Raw genomic sequence first — 16,365 nt, forward strand, 5'->3', positions numbered from 1 at the left:
TTCTAAGCTCCAAACATCGCGTTGCCGTCATAGCTGTAGAAGCCACGTCCGGATTTGCGCCCGAGAAGGCCGGCCGCCACCATGCGGCGCAGGAGCGGGGGAGCCGATGCGCGGGCATCAAGGGTGACTGGATAAAACGCTTCGCAAAGCCGGACCTGAGTATCGAGGCCGATCAGGTCAATGAGTTCGAGCGGTCCCATCTTGTATCCAAGGCCCGCTTTGATCGCACGGTCGATGTCGACTGCTTCTGCAACACCTGCTTCCACGGCGCGAATTGCGTCGTTATTGAATGGAACCAGGAGCGCATTGAGAATGAAGCCGGGCTTGTCTTGTGTCTTGACTGGTGTTTGGCCGCTGGCAACAACCCACTCCCAGGCGCTCTTCAGGGTCGCGTCCGAAGTCAGCAGCCCCGGTGACATCTCGACCAGCTTCATCAGCTGTGCTGGCAGGCAAAAGTGCATGCCGACGATCTGTTCCGGTCGCTTGCTGCCCGAAGCAATCTCGGTAATGGACAAGGTAGAGGTGTTGGAGGCGATGATCGCGTCTTCCTTGCAGGCCTCCTCCAGATCCCGCATCAGCTGACGCTTTACCGTAAGGTCTTCAAAGACGGCTTCGATGACGAGATCACATTCGGAAAGCTCGCCTATCTCTGTCGTGGAGCTCATCAGCCCAAGCATCGCATCGCGAGCTTCAGGGCTCATCTTGCCGCGTTCGACCGATTTGGCAACAAAACCCTCAGTCTGCTTGCGCGACCTTGATAGGGCATCGTCCGTGCGATCAAATGAAATGGTGCGATAGCCCGCGCGAGCCGCGACGATGGCAATTCCTGCGCCCATGGTGCCACCAGCACCACAAACTGCGACAGTCTTGATAGCGGTCGTCATTTCGTTACAAAGCTCCTGCCAATCAGCTGGCGGTGCACCTGATTGGTCCCTTCCCAGATCTGCGTGATCTTGGCGTCGCGCATCAGGCGTTCGACGCGGTAATCCTTGGTGTAGCCATAGCCGCCATACATCTGAACGGCCTCGGTGGTCAGGCGCATGGCAAGGTCCGATGCCCGCATCTTGGCCATGGAGGCCTCGATGCCGAAATCAGCGACTGCCCCATCAACCAGTTCTGCGACGTAATCGAGCCAGAGTTCCGCAAAGGCGAGGTCCGTTGCCAGGTCGGCAATGGTGAACTGGCTCGACTGGAACTCGATGATCCGCTTGCCCGACTGCCGCCGCTCGTTGGCGTACCCGACCATGTCAGCAAAGGCTGCCCGGGCGATGCCAAGCGCATGTGCTGCAATGCTTGGGCGCGACTTGTTGAGAGATGCAAGCAGAATGGAAAGACCCTCGCCAGGCTGGCCGATCAGGTTTTGGCGGGGCACACGACAATCCGTGAACGAGATGGCCGCGGTCGAAGACCCCCGATGTCCCATTTTGTCTTCGAGACGGACAACCTCAAAGCCGGGCGTGCCTTTTTCCAGGATGAGCACCGAGATCGCCTTTCTGGGATCATCGATGCCCGCCCATTGCCAAACAGCAGAACCAGATCCGCCACATCACCGTTGGTGATGAAGAGCTTTCCGCCGTTGATGACAATGTCATCGCCATCTGGCTTGAAAGAGGTCTTCATGCCCGTTGCATCGGAACCGGCTGAAGCTTCCGTGATGGCGAGTGCCGCAAGCCCCCCCTCGGCAATGCGCGGAAGCAAGCGAGCCTTTTGTTCTTCATTGCCGAAATCCACCAGCGGTTTCATGGCGTGGTAGTTCGTGGCGTAGATGATGCCGGTGGAGGCGCAGGCCTCGGAGATGGTTTTCACGATCTCCAGATAAAGCCTGTAAGACATAGGCGTCCCGCCATAGGCTTCGGGGACAAAGATGCCATTCAGTCCAAGATCGTTCAGCGCCTTGAGCGTGTCATGCGGAAACTCGCCGGTCCTGTCGATATGTTCAGCCTTTGGGGCAATAATGTCTTCGGCCAGGCGCGTGACCTGTTCAAGGATCATTCGCTCGTCGTCCGACCATTGGCGGCGGCGGTTTTGCTGCTCGAAGATCTTCACCGGATGTTCACTCCATGTCCGCCGTCTATGTAGATGGTCTCGCCTGTGAGGAACCCGATCCGTTCGGCAAATAGAGCGCCCACCAGCCGGGCGACCTCGTCGGGTTTGCCAGGACGCCCAACAAGTGTGCGACGGCGCAGCCACTGCTGGATCTTTTCTTTCGCCAGGAATTCGCGATTGAGGTCGGTTTCGATATAGCCAGGAGCAATGTTGACGACCGCGATGCCGTCATCTGCCCATTCGGCTGCAAGGCACCTTGTGATGGCGCCGACCGCTGCCTTGGACGAGGCATAGGCGACGTTTTGGACGACGGCGAGTTTGTCCACGAACGAGCCTATGTTGACAATCAGGCCGCCGCTGGCCGCAAGGTGCGGATGCGCCATCTGGCAGGCAACCAGTACACCTGTGGTGTTGAGGCGGATGGTCTGTTCAAACTCCTCGACCGCAAGGTCGACGGTCGGTTTTTCTGTGTGGGCCCCAGCGGCATTAACGAGCCCGATGATCGGACCTTTCCCTGCAGCCGCCTTGAAGGCACTTGATATGGATGCGGGATCCGAAACGTCGCATTTGATCCCGTATCCTGCGGGGGCATCGCCCGACCGTGACAGGGACGCAACCTCGTACCCACGCCTTGCCAGGTCGACTGCAATGGCTGCGCCTATTCCCCGGCTAGCGCCCGTGACGATGATTTGACCTTCAGGCATCCTTGAACTCCGGCTTCCGCTTTTCCAGGAAGGCGCTCATGCCTTCGACAGCGTCTTGTGTCTGAAAGGCGAGGGTCGACAGATCGGCTTCGATCTTGAGCCCTTCGTGGATCGGGGTGTCGATGGCCCGCGCAACCGCGGCCCGTGCGAGATCTATGGTGACAAGGCTATGCGCTGCCACTTCCTGAGCGAACGCGATGCCTGCCTCCAGGCAGTCGCCATCGGCCACGCGATCGACGAGGCCCATGCGCTCGGCCTCGTCTGCACCGACAGTTCTGCCCGTCAGGATCATGTCGAGGGCACGGGCCTCGCCGATCAGGCGAGGCAGTCTCTGCGTCCCCCCGTAGCCAGGAATTAGGCCGAGCTTGATCTCGGGCAGGCCCATTTTGGCCTTGCGGGCCGCGACGCGGAACGTGCATGCCAGCGCAAGCTCCAGCCCGCCTCCAAAGGCATAGCCGTTGATGCAGGAGATGGACACGAGCGGCAGCCCCGATAGCTTCTCAAATACGGCCTGGCCGAATTCCGCACCGCGCTTCTGCTCGACCAGACTTCGCCCCTGCAGGCTCTCGATGTCTGCGCCGGCGCAGAATGCCTTGTCGCCGGAACCGGTAAAGAGAACGGCTCTTGCGCCAATGGTGGCGACACGGCCAAGGACACCTTCCAGCTCGGCTAGTCCATCGAATGACAGGGCGTTCAGCCGCTCGGGTCGATTGAGGGTGACGATGGCGAAGTCGCCGTTCAGGCTAAGATCGATACTCATGCGGTGGCCTCCACGGTTTTGGAGGCGTACCGGACGGGTATCGGCAAAATGATGCCGTTGCGGGCACTTTCCACGAGCTCGCGCTTGATGACCTTGCCGCTGGGTGTGAGCGGCAACTCGTCAACGCGGATGAAATACTCGGGCATGTCGAACTTGGACAGGCCCTGTTCTGCCAGATGTTCCAGCAGGGCCTCGGGTTCAACCGACCCGATGACGGCAATGCACACGCGTTCCCCCAGGCGCGGGTCGGCAACGGGAAAGCAAGCCGCCCGTTCGACGCGTTTGTGCCGGAGCGCAAGGGCCTCGATATGTGCAGGATAGATGTTGTGGCCCCCGCGGATGATAAGATCCTTGATGCGCCCTTCGATGCTCAGATTGCCGCGATCATCGAGTTTTCCGAGGTCTCCCGACATGAACCATCCGTGCCTGTTGAAGCTGCGCTCGGTAGCACTCTGATTGTCGAAATAGCCAAGCATCAGTGCTGCACCCCGGCCGCCGATCTGTCCGACCTCTCCGGGGCTTGCAAACTCGTCCTCATTGACAGCATCGAAGATGGCGACTTCGTATGCCTTGCCGCCACGGCCGCATGTGGCCAGGATCGTCTCGTCGTCGTCGCCTGGATGCGTGTATTGGTGGGAGGAATTTTCAGTCATCCCGTAGACATTCTGCGGCTTGATGCCTTGCAAGGCGAATGCCGAGGCAACAGAAGGGGGAATGGGTGAGCCGGCCATGTAAAAGACCTTGACCTCGCCCAGCCGCTCCTGACCTCGCGCCTTCTGCTCGGCCAGGATGTCCATGGCATGGGTAGGCACGCCCATGACATATGTCGCTTTGGTGTGAAGGATCCAATCCAGCCTGCCCATGCCCGCAGGCGCGTCATCGGTGACATATCTGCACCCAGCAACAAGCCACTGGCCAAGAGCAACCCAGGCGATGTGATGGGAAAGAGGGGCGAGGGTCAAAATCACCGAGTTTGGTCCGTGTTGCCAGTCACGAGCCAACTCACGTGCATTTGCCAGGAGCGTGTTGTCAGAGTGCATCACACATTTGGGCGCGCCTGTCGTACCCGATGTGAAGGCCAGATAGACGACCTTGTCGGGGTCGGTGTTCGGCTCGCTGAGATTGGCAATGGGCGCGGGGAAAGACGTCGGCGTGTAGACTATCTTGAGTGACGGCACCCCAGCCAGGATCGTGTCGAACCGTGCAGTTGCGCGATCCGCCCCCCAACCATCTTCCGTGAGCAGCACGCGCGACGACAGGCGTTCGAGCAAAGTGCCGATTTCGGCGCAGGTGTATGTGCGATGAAGGGAGGGATTGCAGGCGTACCCGTCACGTGAGCATGCCAGAAACATGATGACGGCTTCCACCTTGTTCGACATCCAGATCGAAATGCGGTCGCCCTGGTCGAGCCCGTAGATCTTCAGATCGGCAGAGACACCGTCGACACGCTGCAGGACCTGTTCCCATGTCAGCGAGGAACGGCCGTCCTGCAGCGCCACGGCATCCCGGCGTTCCAATGCGTTTTTCCTGAGCAGCGAATAGAACGTATCCGATTGCCACAGGCCTTGCTCATAGTAGCCTTTTGCCTTCGCTGGCTGATGAAGCGTCAGAAATGGCCGCATCTCAGGCTCCAAACTTGGACGGATCGGGCTTGCGTCGCTCAGCGAAGGCGTCCGCCAGTTCATGCGCCTCGTCGCTTTCGAGATACGAACGCAAGAGCAGGTCGTGCGCCATCCGGGACAGACCCGACACGCCGCCGTGTCTTGCGTTGAAAGCGGCCTTGACTGAGGCCAGGGCAAAGGCGCCGCGATCTGCGATTTCAAGCGCAAAGGCCTTTGTTTCCGCCTCCAGCGCATCGTCGGGCACTACCTTGTTGATCAGTCCCAGTTCAAGTGCTTCTCGGGCGCTGATCTTGGGGTTCCGATACCAGATCTCCTTAGCCTTCTTCTTGCCAACGAGATCCTCCAGGTACCAGGTGCCATAACCCGCATCGAAGGAACCCACCATCGGGCCGACCTGTCGGAATACCGCGCTCTCCTTGGCGATTGTGCAGTCGCAGACCATCTGCAACACGTTGCCTCCGCCCACGGCAAATCCGTTGACGGATGCAATGACCGGCTTCTGCAACTTGTCGATCGCCTCGTACATTTCGAGCGTCGGAAGGGTGCCCGCATAGAGCATTGTATCTTCCATGCCGTCCTTGCGGCCGCCGATGCAGAAAAAATGATCTCCGGCACCGGTGAGGATGACAACCCTGGTTCTCGTTTCTCGCCTAATCTCGTTGAGGCAGTCACGAAGTTCGTGACACATCTGGAGATTGAACATGTTGCCATCATCAGGCCGATTAAGCGTTACCTTGGCGATGGGGCCGTCTTCTTCAAAAAGTATCGTACTGTAAGTCACAGAGAGGCTCCTTTAAATGGCTCCGTTGTCACGAAGTGCAATCAACTGGGCATCATCGTATCCCAGGCACTCGCGCAGGATTTCATGAGTATGCTGTGCATATTCCGGTGGCGCGGATCGCGCAAAATTGGTCTGCCCGTCCACGCGGATGGCCGTGCCAACTTGCGGGATGAGTTTTTCTCCAGACTGCAACTGATAAAATAGGCCACGCTTGCGAAGTTCAGCGTCAAGCACCACTTCATCAACCCGATTGATCGGGCCAGCCGGTATTCTGGCGTCACTGAATAGGCTCAGCCAGTGGGCGCGTGGGGCCGTGACCAGAATGTCTTGGATGGCTGCGACAATCTCTTCTCGACGTTGCCTGCGCAGAGCGTTGGTGGCGTAACGCGGATCCGTCTTCCAGACAGATTGGCCGATAGCGTCCCAGAAGCGCCCCCAGATGTTGTCGTTGCCCAATCCGAGAGTAATCGGTTCGTCGGCGGTGTTGAAAGCCTGGTAGATGGCAATCACGCTGTCCTTGCCGCCCGATCTGCGCGGTGTGTCCCCTGAACCCATATGTGGAACGATCCTGCACGCAAGAAAACGGACCATCGAGTCAACCAATGAAACATCGACCGTGGCGCCACTACCCCCGGTCTGGCGCCGCAAGAGAGCTGCGACCGTTGCAAATGCAGCATCTTGACCAGCTAACATGTCGGCTGCGGGGGCACCTACCTTTTGAGGCTCACCGTATGCATCACCAGTCAGATCCATCACACCCGAATAGCCTTCCGCGATGAGATCGTAGCACGGCCAGTCCGCCCTATCGCTATCGATGCCGAAGCCAGTGATCGAGGTGTAGACCAGCTTGGGGTTCTGCTGGCGGATTGCGTCGGCATCTATGCCAAGCTTGCGCGCCGCGCGGGGAGGTGTGTTGACAATGAGGGCGTCGCTGCTGCGGACCAAGTCATACAGGGCTTGCAGGCCGGCCGGTGTCGAGTAGTCGAGACCTATACTGCGCTTGTTGCGATTGACGCTGATGAACCACAAGGATTCACCTGCGAGAAACGGGGGCCCCCAACCACGCGCATCATCCCCGCCAGGCCGTTCGACCTTGATGACATCTGCGCCCATGTCTGCGAGCAGCATCGACGCGTAAGGGCCCGCCACGGACGATGACAGGTCGACGACTCTCATGCCCCGAAGAAAGTCAAAACCGCCGGCGGGTTCGACAACTTGCAGACCTTCTATCCGCGATGCGATGGGCTGCCTGCTCATTTCCGTCATGGCACTGAATGCTCCTGCGTGATGAGCGGTGCCCTGCAAGGGCCATGCCAAAGTCGTTGAGCCGCGAATTTCGTCTTGCGTTCCCACGTGGTTCTTGAGGTATGACCGCAATAGAGAGACTGTCGACAAGCAGCCGTGTATTCGTCTGCTACAAACCCGGGGAGGGGTGTCGTTGATGTGGACACAATTGGAGGTGCAGCAAGCGGGGTGTCGGCAATGTCAAGCCTGAAAGGCATCCTTATCGTCGGCCATGACAGGAAGGTGCTGCACGCCGACGGCTTGGGCAGTGATGGCCGAGTGCAAGCGTTGGCAACGGATACCTCGTGGATGGAGGAGGCAAGGACGCGCCGGCTTCAGCCGCTCACCCTCGACCACAAGAGCTACTCGGTGCTGGTCCTGCCATTTGCCAAGGGGGACATTCTGCTCCTTACAGATATACGCGAACCAGTACTCGAATTCCTCAGTTCGGTCGATTTCGCCTATGACATCGTCGAGAAACTGCTGACGGACCCTTTCGACGCCATGACGGTCGTCGATGCAAATGCGCGCCTAGTCTACATCTCTCCAGTCCACGAAGCTTTTTTCGGGCTCAAGCATGGCGAAGGCAATGGCCGACCTGTCAGGCAGGTCATCGAAAATACACGGCTGGACACCGTCGTCAGTACAGGCAGGTCCGAAGTAGGCCATATACAGCGGATGAAAGGGGTGGAGCGCGTCGTCTCCCGGGTGCCCATTGTTCGAGACGACAAGATACTTGGCGCTGTTGGCCGGGTGATGTTTAAGGGGCCGGAGCAACTCATGGCCCTCAGCGAACGCATCGCCGCCCTGGAGAGCGAGGTTGAGTTCCGGCGCAGGGAAGTGGCCGCGCTCCGGCGGCGGACTTACGGCCTTGACGATCTGATCGGCGAAAGTGAGCCGATGAAGCGGCTGAAAAACGAGATCGTCAAGATCGCTCCCCTCGAAATTCCAGTGCTCATTCGCGGCGAAAGCGGCACAGGCAAGGAGCTTGTCGCGCACGCGCTTCATTTGCTCAGTCCAAGGCGCGACAATGCGATGGTCATGGTCAACGCAGCCGCCTTGCCTGCCACGTTGGTCGAGTCGGAACTGTTCGGCTACGAGGCCGGGGCGTTTACAGGGGCCGATCGAAAGGGGCGGAAAGGCCGATTTGAACAGGCCGCAAACGGCACGATTTTTCTCGACGAAATCGGCGACATGCCGATCGATGTCCAGGTCAAACTCCTCCGGGTCCTCCAGGATCGCGTGGTTGAGCGCATCGGAGGTGACAGGCCCCGGCATGTAGACTTCCGCTTGGTCACTGCGACCAATCGAGATCTGCAGGCCCTTATTTCGGAAGAGAAATTCAGGCTGGACCTCTATTATCGCATTTCACCTCTGGTTATCGAGGTGCCGCCACTGCGCAACCGCATCGAAGACATCGAACATCTGGTGGACCACTTCCTGGACGAAGTCTCCCAGCTGCATGGCAGGCCCGCGCCCCGGATTTCTGCTGGTGCTCTTGCCTATCTGATGGAACTGCCCTGGCCAGGCAACGTCCGCCAGCTGCGCCATGAGGTGGAGAGAGCCTTTGTTTTTGCCGACGACGGCATCATTACCCCCGAAACCTTCATCCGACATGGCGACTTGCGGTTCGCTGGGCCTTCCGTCGCGCTAAAAAAGCCGCTGTCTTTGGAGGGCGGTCGTCTCAAAGATATCGTCGAGCGGACCGAGATTGAGGTCGTGCGCGAGGCGATGCAAAGATATGGGGGCAACAAGAAGCGGGTTGCCGAAGAGCTCGGGATTTCACGCTCCTACCTCTACAAGCTTTTGGGCGAGCCTGAGTGACAGTGTCCAGTGAAAGGGAGCGCACTGGCCTCATGTGGCATGCGACTTGCACAGAGTTCTTGGGTCCCAACCTGAGAAAGAGATGACATGGACAAAATGAAGCTTGATGGTCGCGTTGCACTGGTAACTGGCGGCAGCCGCGGTCTTGGGCGTTCGATCGCGATCGAACTTAGCCGGGCAGGCGCGGCAGTGCTCATTGTCGGCAGAGATTCAAATGCGCTCGACGAGACGGTTCGACTGGTGCGCCACGACGAAAACGCGCGCGTGGCCAAGCTCGAAGCTGACCTCACCGAGATCGAGGCGGCTGCCAGTAGTGTGGCAGCAGCGATCAGCCAGTTCGGGCATCTGGACATTCTGGTCAATTGCGCCGGTGCAACAAAGCGTGGCGATTTCCTGGAGCTGAGCAATCATGACTGGGAGGACGGTTTCGCGCTCAAGTTTCACGGTTCGGTCCGGCTTGCACGTGCGGCGTGGCCACATCTTTGCGCCCGCGCCGGTAGCGTCATCAATATCGTCGGTGTAAGTTCGCGTACCCCGACTGCGGATTTCACGATCGGCAGCTCTGTGAACTCGGCCCTTCTTGCATTCACCAAGGCGCTCGCTGACCGCGGCATAGAGGATGGTGTAAGAGTGAATGCCATCAATCCCGGCTATATCCGGACTGACAGGCTGACCCATCGCCTCGATACGCTGGCGAAAGAGCGAGGCTCTGATCGTGAGCTGGCGGAAAAAGAGCTTTTGCAGGGATATGGCATCAAGCGGTTTGGAGATCCGGAAGGTGTTGCTCACCTGGCCGTGTTCTTGGCGTCGAGCCAGGCAGCCTACATCCATGGCGCAACGCTCGATATTGATGGTGGTGCGACCAGAGGAATTTAAACCAGTTGACCGGAATGCCTGCTGTGAGGCAGGCATTCCTCAATCAGATGCGCGTCGGTCAACAACGCCGGTGCCGGTCTCATGGGCCTGCTGGCCTGGGATGCCATACGCCATCTCTTAGAGCTGAACGCATTAGGCACCATGGCAGTAACGCAAGCTGCGCTCCTCGGCTTCCGTGCCGGAGCGGCAGGAGAGATCGTCAGCGTGTCATCGGCTGTGCCCCCCAAACCATTGCCAATGTCCTCGACCTACACGGCCAGCAAAAGCAGCCGTTGAAGCATTCAGCGAAGACCTCGCCCCGGAGATTGAGCCATTCGGAGTACGTGTACGATTGGTAATCCCTGGGCTTGCCCCAGAAACGTCTTTCAGCGCGGCTGCCCGAGCCGCACGCAAGACGGCATAGCCGAAGCTTACACCGTCTGGGCCAAACAACTGTTCTTGGCAGCACCCTAGCCTGCCGCAGTCACCACTGCAGGCGATCTGGCCCAAGGCCCCCAAGCGGTCTGGCAGGCTGTGACCGATGCGGACTCAAAAAGTTCCGCATTCCGGCCGGCACTAATGTCGTGGTGCTTGCCGCGAGGTCGCGTAGCGGTCATTTGGCAGGTCTTCAGATACGATCTGGCCAGGAGAGTTCAAAAGGGCATTCGGGGCAACGTGGTCAGCTATGCACACGGGCTAGCCGACAAGCCAATTCAATAAAGATGAGGTCGGGTGCGTCCCTAAGGCACCTGGGTATGTCATGAGGGATCCGTAGCTGCATCTGCTGAAAGTTGAGCTCTCGGGCGCGTCGCTGGGGCATTTTCTGCAAACAGATGCGTGGCCATAAAATCGGCGAAGGCGCGCAGTTTCGGCGACAGATATGGACTAGAGGGCCACAGGAGCCTGAAGGGGCCCGAATGACGCGTAAACTCCGCCAGGACAGTTATCAGCGCTCCGGTTGCAAGCTGCCTTCTGATTGCAAAATCTGGCAAGCAAGCTATGCCCAGCCCTGCCTCGGCGAGATGGATCAGAGGCTCGATCGTGTTTACGGTTGCCGTCAGCGGCAAGTCGTTACCATACGGAGTATTGTTCACCACAAGCGGCCAGGGCTCAAGCTTTCCACTTGTTGCATAACGGTGTTGTAGGCAGCTGTGATGATGAAGATCATTCGGTACAAGAGGGGTGCCACGCAAGGCGAAATAAGAAGGCGAACCGACCAGGATAAGACGAAAATCGCCCAATGCCTTCGACATCAGGCGGGAATCCTTCAACTCGCCCGCTCTCACCACGGCATCGAAGCCCTCGTCGATGATGTCGACCAGCCTGTCACTGAAATCGAGGTCGAGCTCTATCGCTGGATAGCTTTGCATGAAGGCCGTTACGGCGGGCATCATGAGCATTCCCACAAGCGGCATGCTGACACGAAGTCGGCCGCGCGGCTGTTCTTGGGAGTGAGCGAGTTCAAGCTCGGCGGTCTCGATTTCCGAAAAGATGCGGCGGCACCTTTCGAGAAAAAGCGCGCCTTCGGGCGTTAGAGTGATCGTCCTTGTCGAGCGGTGCAGAAGTCGCACGCCCAGTCGTTGCTCAAGGCGGCTTATTGCCTTGCCAATGGCTGATGAAGATACGCCTAGCTGCTGGCCTGCCACAGTAAAACTGCGAGCGTCCGAGGCATGGACGAATGCGCTGAGGGCACCCAGACTATCCATAATGGCTTGCTCATTTCGGACAAAAAGGTCCGCAGTGTTCGGAACAATGACGTAATTCTCTAAAATCGTGACGGGCGTTAAGTCAACTCCCACAGCCGTACCTCGTGCCACGCACCACGGGTAGCGGACCGCCAAAACGCCTGCAGGAGATGAAATGGACAACCCCGTTTACAACTACTCCCCGATCTTGGACCGCCCGCCGTTCAAACTCCCCAACAATGCAAGAGTAGCCTTTTATGTCGGCGTGAACATCGAACATTACGAGATCGACAAACCTTCTATGAGCATCACTCCGGCAACAGCACATCTGGTGCCCGACGCATTGAACTATGGTTGGCGCGACTATGGCCCGCGTGTGGGCGTCTGGCGCATGATCGAGGCGCTCGACAAGGTGAAGATGCGTGCCTCGGTTCTGCTCAACTCCGACGCATGCGAGCGCTACCCACAGATCATCAAAGCAGGTCTTGAGCGCGATTGGACCTGGATCGCCCACGGCAAGAACAATTCCATCCTACAGACCGGAATGACAGCTGACGAGGAGCGAAGCTACCTGGAAGACGTTGTCTCGACAATCACAAAGGCAACCGGCAAAACAGTCAAGGGCTGGATGGGGCCAGCGCTGTCCGAGACGTTCGAGACGGCATCCATCATTCGTGACCTCGGGCTTTCATACGTTCTTGACTGGTGCGCTGACGACCAGCCCTTCCCCCTCAATGTCGATGGCGTCGTATCAGTGCCCTATTCGGTGGAGATCAACGACGGCATCATGTTCGTGGGCAAAGCGCTGCCGGGTGAACAATTCTATCAGATGGTCGTGGATCAGTTTGATCAGCTCTATAAGGAAGGCAAGGAGTCTGCCCGCGTCATGGCACTGTGCCTGCATCCGTTCATCATCAATCAGCCCTTCCGCCAGAAGTACCTGGAAAAGGCATTGGAATATATTACTGGCCACGACGGGGTGTGGCTGACGACAAGTGATGAAATCGCAGAACACTACATCAATACGGTCAAGCACCGGTAGCTGTTGGGCGATGGCACTGCAGTCGATATGGAAGGGGTGACCCCATCCGGATCCTCCACCTGCGGTCATTGAACGCCCGGTTATCCGGATAATACCTGGCGCACGCTTTCGGGCGTGCGCCATTTTTGTTTTCACGTGCACAGTCGGGCCGAGCCGGGCGGCGGCTCTGACATCTGGCCCGTATCCCCATTTTGTTAGGTAGCCCTAAGCAGATGGATGGAAAGTGTTGCCCAGCGTCAACTGTTGTGCCGGAGCCTTTGCCAATGGATCTGTGCCGAACGCATTTGCCTCCATGGATGCCGCGCAAGCGATTGGCACATCCTTTGCGTCGCATGATGCAGGGCGGCTGTTGTCGCTGCCGCAGCAAGAACTAGGAGCAAACCAGATGGCTGAAGCGGGATCGCAATGCTTGGCAGACGCAAGCGATGATTTGACAGATCTCACTGTTGCCGAAAGCGGCAGGCTGCTGGCGCTGGGAGAGATTTCCCCGGTCGAACTGGTTCGCGCCCATCTGCAGGCTATCGACGCTCGCGATCCACACTTGCATGCTTTCATTACGGTCGCGAGCGAGCTGGCGCTCAAACATGCCCATGCGGCGGAAAGGCGAATTGCCAATGGTGGGTACCTTGGCGGGATGGATGGCATCCCTTTTGCCGTGAAGGACAATATCGATACCGCAGGTATTCGCACGACCGCTCACTCCAAAATTCTGGCTGACAACGTGCCAACAGAGGATGCGCAGCTTGTGGCGTCGCTGGCCCGCAAGGGTGGCATCCTGATAGGTAAGACTGCAACATTCGAGTTCGCCTTTGGGGGACCTTCATGGGATCTTCCCTGGCCACCCGCGCTCAACCCATGGAGTAGCAGGCATCTGCCGGGTGGGTCTTCATCGGGGAACGGCGCAGCAGTCGCTGGCCGCCTCGTTCCCGCAGCGATCGGCACTGACACCGGTGGTTCGGTTCGCTGGCCGGCAGCTGTTTGTGGAATCGTCGGATTGAAGCCGACCTACGGGCGTGTCAGCCGACGTGGTGTTCTGCCCAACAGCTTTTCACTGGATCATTGCGGGCCAATGGCTCGCACGGTTGAAGATTGCGCCATCTTGCTTGGTGCGATCGCTGGTTATGACGCGCTCGACCCCGGCAGCATCAATGAAGCGGTAGCTGACTGCGAAGCCGCCTTGACCGGATCTGTGCGAGGCCTTCGGATCGGATTGATACGACACTGGTATGCTGAAGCGGCGATGCCCGAGGTAACTGCGGCAGTGGATGCAGCAGTCGGGCAATTGTCTGCACTCGGTGCTGTTGTGGAGGAGATGGAACTCGCCCCTTTGAGTGACTACGTGGATTGCAAGACCACAATCTCCATGGCCGAACTGTTTGCCATCCACGAAAATGATCTCAAGACGCGGCCTGCGGATTATGGTGCGGCGCTTCGCAGCCGGGTGCTGGCTGGTGGGATGGTCAGGGGCGAGGACTATGTGCAGGCATTGCGGTGGCGCGCGGAACTGACGCGATCGATGTTTGCTCACTTCAGGCGCTTCGATGCATTCGTCACTGCCGGTTGGCTGAGCACTGCCGAACCCAACGACCCCGAGGCCGAGGACTTTTTCCAGAAACTCCGTCTTGTGCCTTTGCCGTTCAATCTGGCAGGCAACCCCGCGCTGGCGGTTCCGTGCGGGTTTTCATCGAGCGGGCTGCCCATTTCTCTCCAAATTGCAGGAAAGCCATTCGACGAAGCGACGGTTCTGCGTATCGGCGACGCCTATCAGCGGAGCACCGCCTGGCACCTGAAGAAGCCAGCATTTGACTGGTCACTACCATCGCCAACCAATCACAACGAGGCCATCTTATGAAACCTGAAGAGATTGCGGCTCTTGCAAAACATGCAGGCCTGGATCTGTCTGCTTCCCAGCTCGAAGAACTTGTCACTACATTTGGAGCTGTGATCGAGCCGATGCTGCAGCGCCTGCGGCGCAACCGATGCCGATTTGACGAGCCAGCTCACGTCTTCGACCCCCGCAAGTTCATGCCTGTCGACGTTTGATCCCGACCCGACGGCGGCGCAGTCCTTCTGGGCCGGCAGGAAGCCGCACTGTTTGCCTGGAAGACAGGGTGTCTGTCCCAAAGACAGTGCCCTGTAGCCGAGCCAGGCGTTGGCCTGGCCTGCATCTTTGGAACGAGGGCCTATGGACTTCGTTCACGACCAACTCGCGACGGGCAAGAAAATCCGTGTCCTGACGGTTGTCGATGCGTTCTCGCCCTGCGTGCCGGTGCTCGACCCGCGCTTCAGTTACCGAGCAGAGAACGTGGTCAGGAGACTGGAGCAAGTCAGCCCTCGGATCGGCTATCCGAAGACGATCAGAGACGATCAGGGCACGGAGTTCGTCTCCCGCGACCTCGATCTGTGGGCCTACACCAAGGGCGTGACGCTCGACTTCTCGCGACCGGGAAAGCCCACGGACAACGCCTACATCGAAGCCTTCAACGGCCGCTTCAGGGCGGAGCGCCTGAATGCCCACTGGCTCCTGACGCTTGCCGACGCAGCCGAAAAGTTGGAGGATTGGCGCAGATACTACAACGAGGTGCGCCCACATGGCGCAATCGGACACAAGGTCCCGATCTCGTTGACCAATCCCGATGGCGCCACTAGCCCACCATCGTGAAACAGCCGGGAAACTCCACCTTCCGGCGGTCCAAGGAATGGTATCGGATCAAAACTGCCGAGGCTCTAATCGTAACCGGATGAAAGTTCAGTGGCAGGTCATCTTAGCCACAGGCCCGTTGGTTATAAGAAAATTGCGCAAATCGTATAACTTGCGTCGCAGGTGCGTTCAGCGCGTCTCGATCACGAAAAAGCACGCCTCCAAAACGCCCTAAAGCGATTTAGGCCGGCGACTGGGCAGGCTCATGCACATCTCCTGCCGCGTCAGGCGCCTTCATGCATGATTGGAGCTGTCAATCGCCAAATTATGCGATTGCGTGTCATTACCCGTTCGATACCTCAGACATTGTGAATGTCTTTACAACAATTTCTAAGACCGGAGGCAGACCTTGGACGGACAGATCACGTCACTCATTGATGCTCTGGACACATCAAACGACCAACGATCGATCCGCAATGCGTTGAAATCATTCTCGCTTGCCTGCGGCTTCGAACGCTTCGCCTATTTCGAGATGACGTCGAAAGAGATTTCAACGATCACCAGCTTTCCGCTCGAGTGGCAGCATGACTATCTGCGAAGCCAGTTTGCGCGTATCGACCCGGTCATTACGATGGCAAAGCGTCTCATGCAGATGTTCACCTGGACTGCCAAGGATTGGCCAAGCCGCCATCTCTCGAGTGAAGAAAAGCGGTTTCGCTCCATGGCCAAGCAATACGGCCTCTGCTCCGGGGTCTCTATTCCGGTGCATGGCAGCTATGGCAGCTTATTGATGCTGTCACTGACTTCTGCCCAGGCGACAAATCCGACGCTTGGCAGTGTGGCACGCGCAGAACAGGCCGTCCTCTACATACATCATCGACTGCGGGCTATCGCAGACTCCGAACTCATGAATTGCTCTCTTACACTGTCGTCTCAAGAGGCCGTATGCTTGAAATGGGCAGCCAAAGGCAAGTACATGCGAGAGATCTCGCTCATTACAAATCTTCAGTACCGAACCGTCCAGTTCTATCTCGACAACGCCCGCAAGAAACTTGACGCGACCAATTTGGTGGAGGCCGTTTCGATCGCAAAAGACAAGGGAATTATCTAGCGAAATGTAG

The 16,365-nt window shown here is 58.2% G+C and carries 14 protein-coding genes and 2 pseudogenes; 8 read left to right on the forward strand and 8 right to left on the reverse strand.

Features of this window, described 5'->3' with window-relative positions; all coding sequences use genetic code 11:
- Positions 1–2 precede the first annotated feature (2 nt).
- From SLT36_RS30865 to SLT36_RS30895, 7 genes and pseudogenes are all read right to left on the reverse strand, one after another.
- On the reverse strand, positions 3–884 hold the full coding sequence (locus SLT36_RS30865; RefSeq protein ID WP_067969528.1) for a 3-hydroxyacyl-CoA dehydrogenase family protein: 882 nt from the start codon (positions 882–884) through the stop codon (positions 3–5).
- A pseudogene (locus tag SLT36_RS30870) lies at positions 881–2,046 on the reverse strand (acyl-CoA dehydrogenase family protein). Before SLT36_RS30870 ends, SLT36_RS30865 begins: the two are co-directional and overlap by 4 nt.
- On the reverse strand, positions 2,043–2,750 hold the full coding sequence (locus SLT36_RS30875; protein ID WP_432289513.1) for an SDR family NAD(P)-dependent oxidoreductase: 708 nt from the start codon (positions 2,748–2,750) through the stop codon (positions 2,043–2,045). Before SLT36_RS30875 ends, SLT36_RS30870 begins: the two are co-directional and overlap by 4 nt.
- Positions 2,743–3,510: an enoyl-CoA hydratase/isomerase family protein gene (locus tag SLT36_RS30880; protein WP_432289514.1), complete on the reverse strand. Its 768-nt coding sequence runs from the start codon at positions 3,508–3,510 to the stop codon at positions 2,743–2,745. Before SLT36_RS30880 ends, SLT36_RS30875 begins: the two co-directional genes overlap by 8 nt.
- Positions 3,507–5,132, reverse strand: coding sequence for a class I adenylate-forming enzyme family protein (locus SLT36_RS30885; protein WP_432289516.1), 1,626 nt, complete (start codon positions 5,130–5,132; stop codon positions 3,507–3,509). Before SLT36_RS30885 ends, SLT36_RS30880 begins: the two co-directional genes overlap by 4 nt.
- A gap of 1 nt (position 5,133) precedes the next feature.
- Positions 5,134–5,913, reverse strand: a complete 780-nt coding sequence (locus tag SLT36_RS30890) for an enoyl-CoA hydratase-related protein (protein ID WP_067969514.1) — start codon at positions 5,911–5,913, stop codon at positions 5,134–5,136.
- Positions 5,914–5,925: 12 nt separating this feature from the next.
- A complete protein-coding gene (locus SLT36_RS30895) occupies positions 5,926–7,179 on the reverse strand; it encodes a CaiB/BaiF CoA transferase family protein (protein ID WP_246790295.1) in 1,254 nt (417 codons plus the stop codon).
- A 216-nt stretch (positions 7,180–7,395) separates the two neighbouring features.
- Here SLT36_RS30895 and SLT36_RS30900 point away from each other — a divergent pair, with 216 nt between their 5' ends.
- From SLT36_RS30900 to SLT36_RS30910, 3 genes are all read left to right on the forward strand, one after another.
- On the forward strand, positions 7,396–9,021 hold the full coding sequence (locus SLT36_RS30900; protein ID WP_432289518.1) for a sigma-54 interaction domain-containing protein: 1,626 nt from the start codon (positions 7,396–7,398) through the stop codon (positions 9,019–9,021).
- A gap of 87 nt (positions 9,022–9,108) precedes the next feature.
- A complete protein-coding gene (locus SLT36_RS30905; RefSeq protein ID WP_432289520.1) occupies positions 9,109–9,897 on the forward strand; it encodes an SDR family oxidoreductase in 789 nt (262 codons plus the stop codon).
- Positions 9,898–9,978: 81 nt separating this feature from the next.
- On the forward strand, positions 9,979–10,173 hold the full coding sequence (locus SLT36_RS30910) for an SDR family NAD(P)-dependent oxidoreductase (protein ID WP_432289521.1): 195 nt from the start codon (positions 9,979–9,981) through the stop codon (positions 10,171–10,173).
- Between the two features lie 461 nt (positions 10,174–10,634).
- Here the strand turns inward: SLT36_RS30910 and SLT36_RS30915 are convergent, their stop codons facing one another.
- Positions 10,635–11,582 carry a LysR family transcriptional regulator gene (locus SLT36_RS30915; RefSeq protein ID WP_432289672.1) on the reverse strand — a complete coding sequence of 316 codons (948 nt, stop codon included), beginning with the start codon at positions 11,580–11,582 and terminating at the stop codon, positions 10,635–10,637.
- A gap of 154 nt (positions 11,583–11,736) precedes the next feature.
- Here SLT36_RS30915 and SLT36_RS30920 point away from each other — a divergent pair, with 154 nt between their 5' ends.
- The 5 genes and pseudogenes from SLT36_RS30920 (at position 11,737) to SLT36_RS30940 (ending at position 16,355) form a co-directional block, all read left to right on the forward strand.
- Positions 11,737–12,603, forward strand: a complete 867-nt coding sequence (locus tag SLT36_RS30920; protein ID WP_432289523.1) for a polysaccharide deacetylase family protein — start codon at positions 11,737–11,739, stop codon at positions 12,601–12,603.
- Between the two features lie 226 nt (positions 12,604–12,829).
- Positions 12,830–14,455, forward strand: a complete 1,626-nt coding sequence (locus SLT36_RS30925; RefSeq protein WP_432289524.1) for an amidase — start codon at positions 12,830–12,832, stop codon at positions 14,453–14,455.
- Positions 14,452–14,646: a hypothetical protein gene (locus tag SLT36_RS30930; RefSeq protein ID WP_432289526.1), complete on the forward strand. Its 195-nt coding sequence runs from the start codon at positions 14,452–14,454 to the stop codon at positions 14,644–14,646. Before SLT36_RS30925 ends, SLT36_RS30930 begins: the two co-directional genes overlap by 4 nt.
- 142 nt (positions 14,647–14,788) lie before the next feature.
- A pseudogene (locus SLT36_RS30935) lies at positions 14,789–15,265 on the forward strand (integrase core domain-containing protein); the annotation flags it as partial.
- Positions 15,266–15,653: 388 nt separating this feature from the next.
- Positions 15,654–16,355, forward strand: coding sequence for an autoinducer binding domain-containing protein (locus tag SLT36_RS30940; RefSeq protein ID WP_432289528.1), 702 nt, complete (start codon positions 15,654–15,656; stop codon positions 16,353–16,355).
- The last annotated feature ends 10 nt before the right edge of the window (positions 16,356–16,365 follow it).

The sequence above is a fragment of the Aminobacter sp. BA135 genome, assembly GCF_050859125.1.
Taxonomy (GTDB): Bacteria; Pseudomonadota; Alphaproteobacteria; order Rhizobiales; family Rhizobiaceae; genus Aminobacter; species Aminobacter ciceronei.

What these genes read in the sequence shown, in the direction of transcription:
- SLT36_RS30920 (WP_432289523.1), top strand. Translation starts at nt 11,737, where the DNA reads ATGGACAACCCCGTTTACAACTACTCCCCGATCTTGGACCGCCCGCCG.
- SLT36_RS30885 (WP_432289516.1), bottom strand. Translation starts at nt 5,132, where the DNA reads ATGCGGCCATTTCTGACGCTTCATCAGCCAGCGAAGGCAAAAGGCTAC.
- SLT36_RS30880 (WP_432289514.1), bottom strand. Translation starts at nt 3,510, where the DNA reads ATGAGTATCGATCTTAGCCTGAACGGCGACTTCGCCATCGTCACCCTC.
- SLT36_RS30915 (WP_432289672.1), bottom strand. Translation starts at nt 11,582, where the DNA reads ATGGATAGTCTGGGTGCCCTCAGCGCATTCGTCCATGCCTCGGACGCT.
- SLT36_RS30900 (WP_432289518.1), top strand. Translation starts at nt 7,396, where the DNA reads ATGTCAAGCCTGAAAGGCATCCTTATCGTCGGCCATGACAGGAAGGTG.
- SLT36_RS30895 (WP_246790295.1), bottom strand. Translation starts at nt 7,179, where the DNA reads ATGACGGAAATGAGCAGGCAGCCCATCGCATCGCGGATAGAAGGTCTG.
- SLT36_RS30910 (WP_432289521.1), top strand. Translation starts at nt 9,979, where the DNA reads ATGGGCCTGCTGGCCTGGGATGCCATACGCCATCTCTTAGAGCTGAAC.
- SLT36_RS30930 (WP_432289526.1), top strand. Translation starts at nt 14,452, where the DNA reads ATGAAACCTGAAGAGATTGCGGCTCTTGCAAAACATGCAGGCCTGGAT.
- SLT36_RS30905 (WP_432289520.1), top strand. Translation starts at nt 9,109, where the DNA reads ATGGACAAAATGAAGCTTGATGGTCGCGTTGCACTGGTAACTGGCGGC.
- SLT36_RS30875 (WP_432289513.1), bottom strand. Translation starts at nt 2,750, where the DNA reads ATGCCTGAAGGTCAAATCATCGTCACGGGCGCTAGCCGGGGAATAGGC.
- SLT36_RS30865 (WP_067969528.1), bottom strand. Translation starts at nt 884, where the DNA reads ATGACGACCGCTATCAAGACTGTCGCAGTTTGTGGTGCTGGTGGCACC.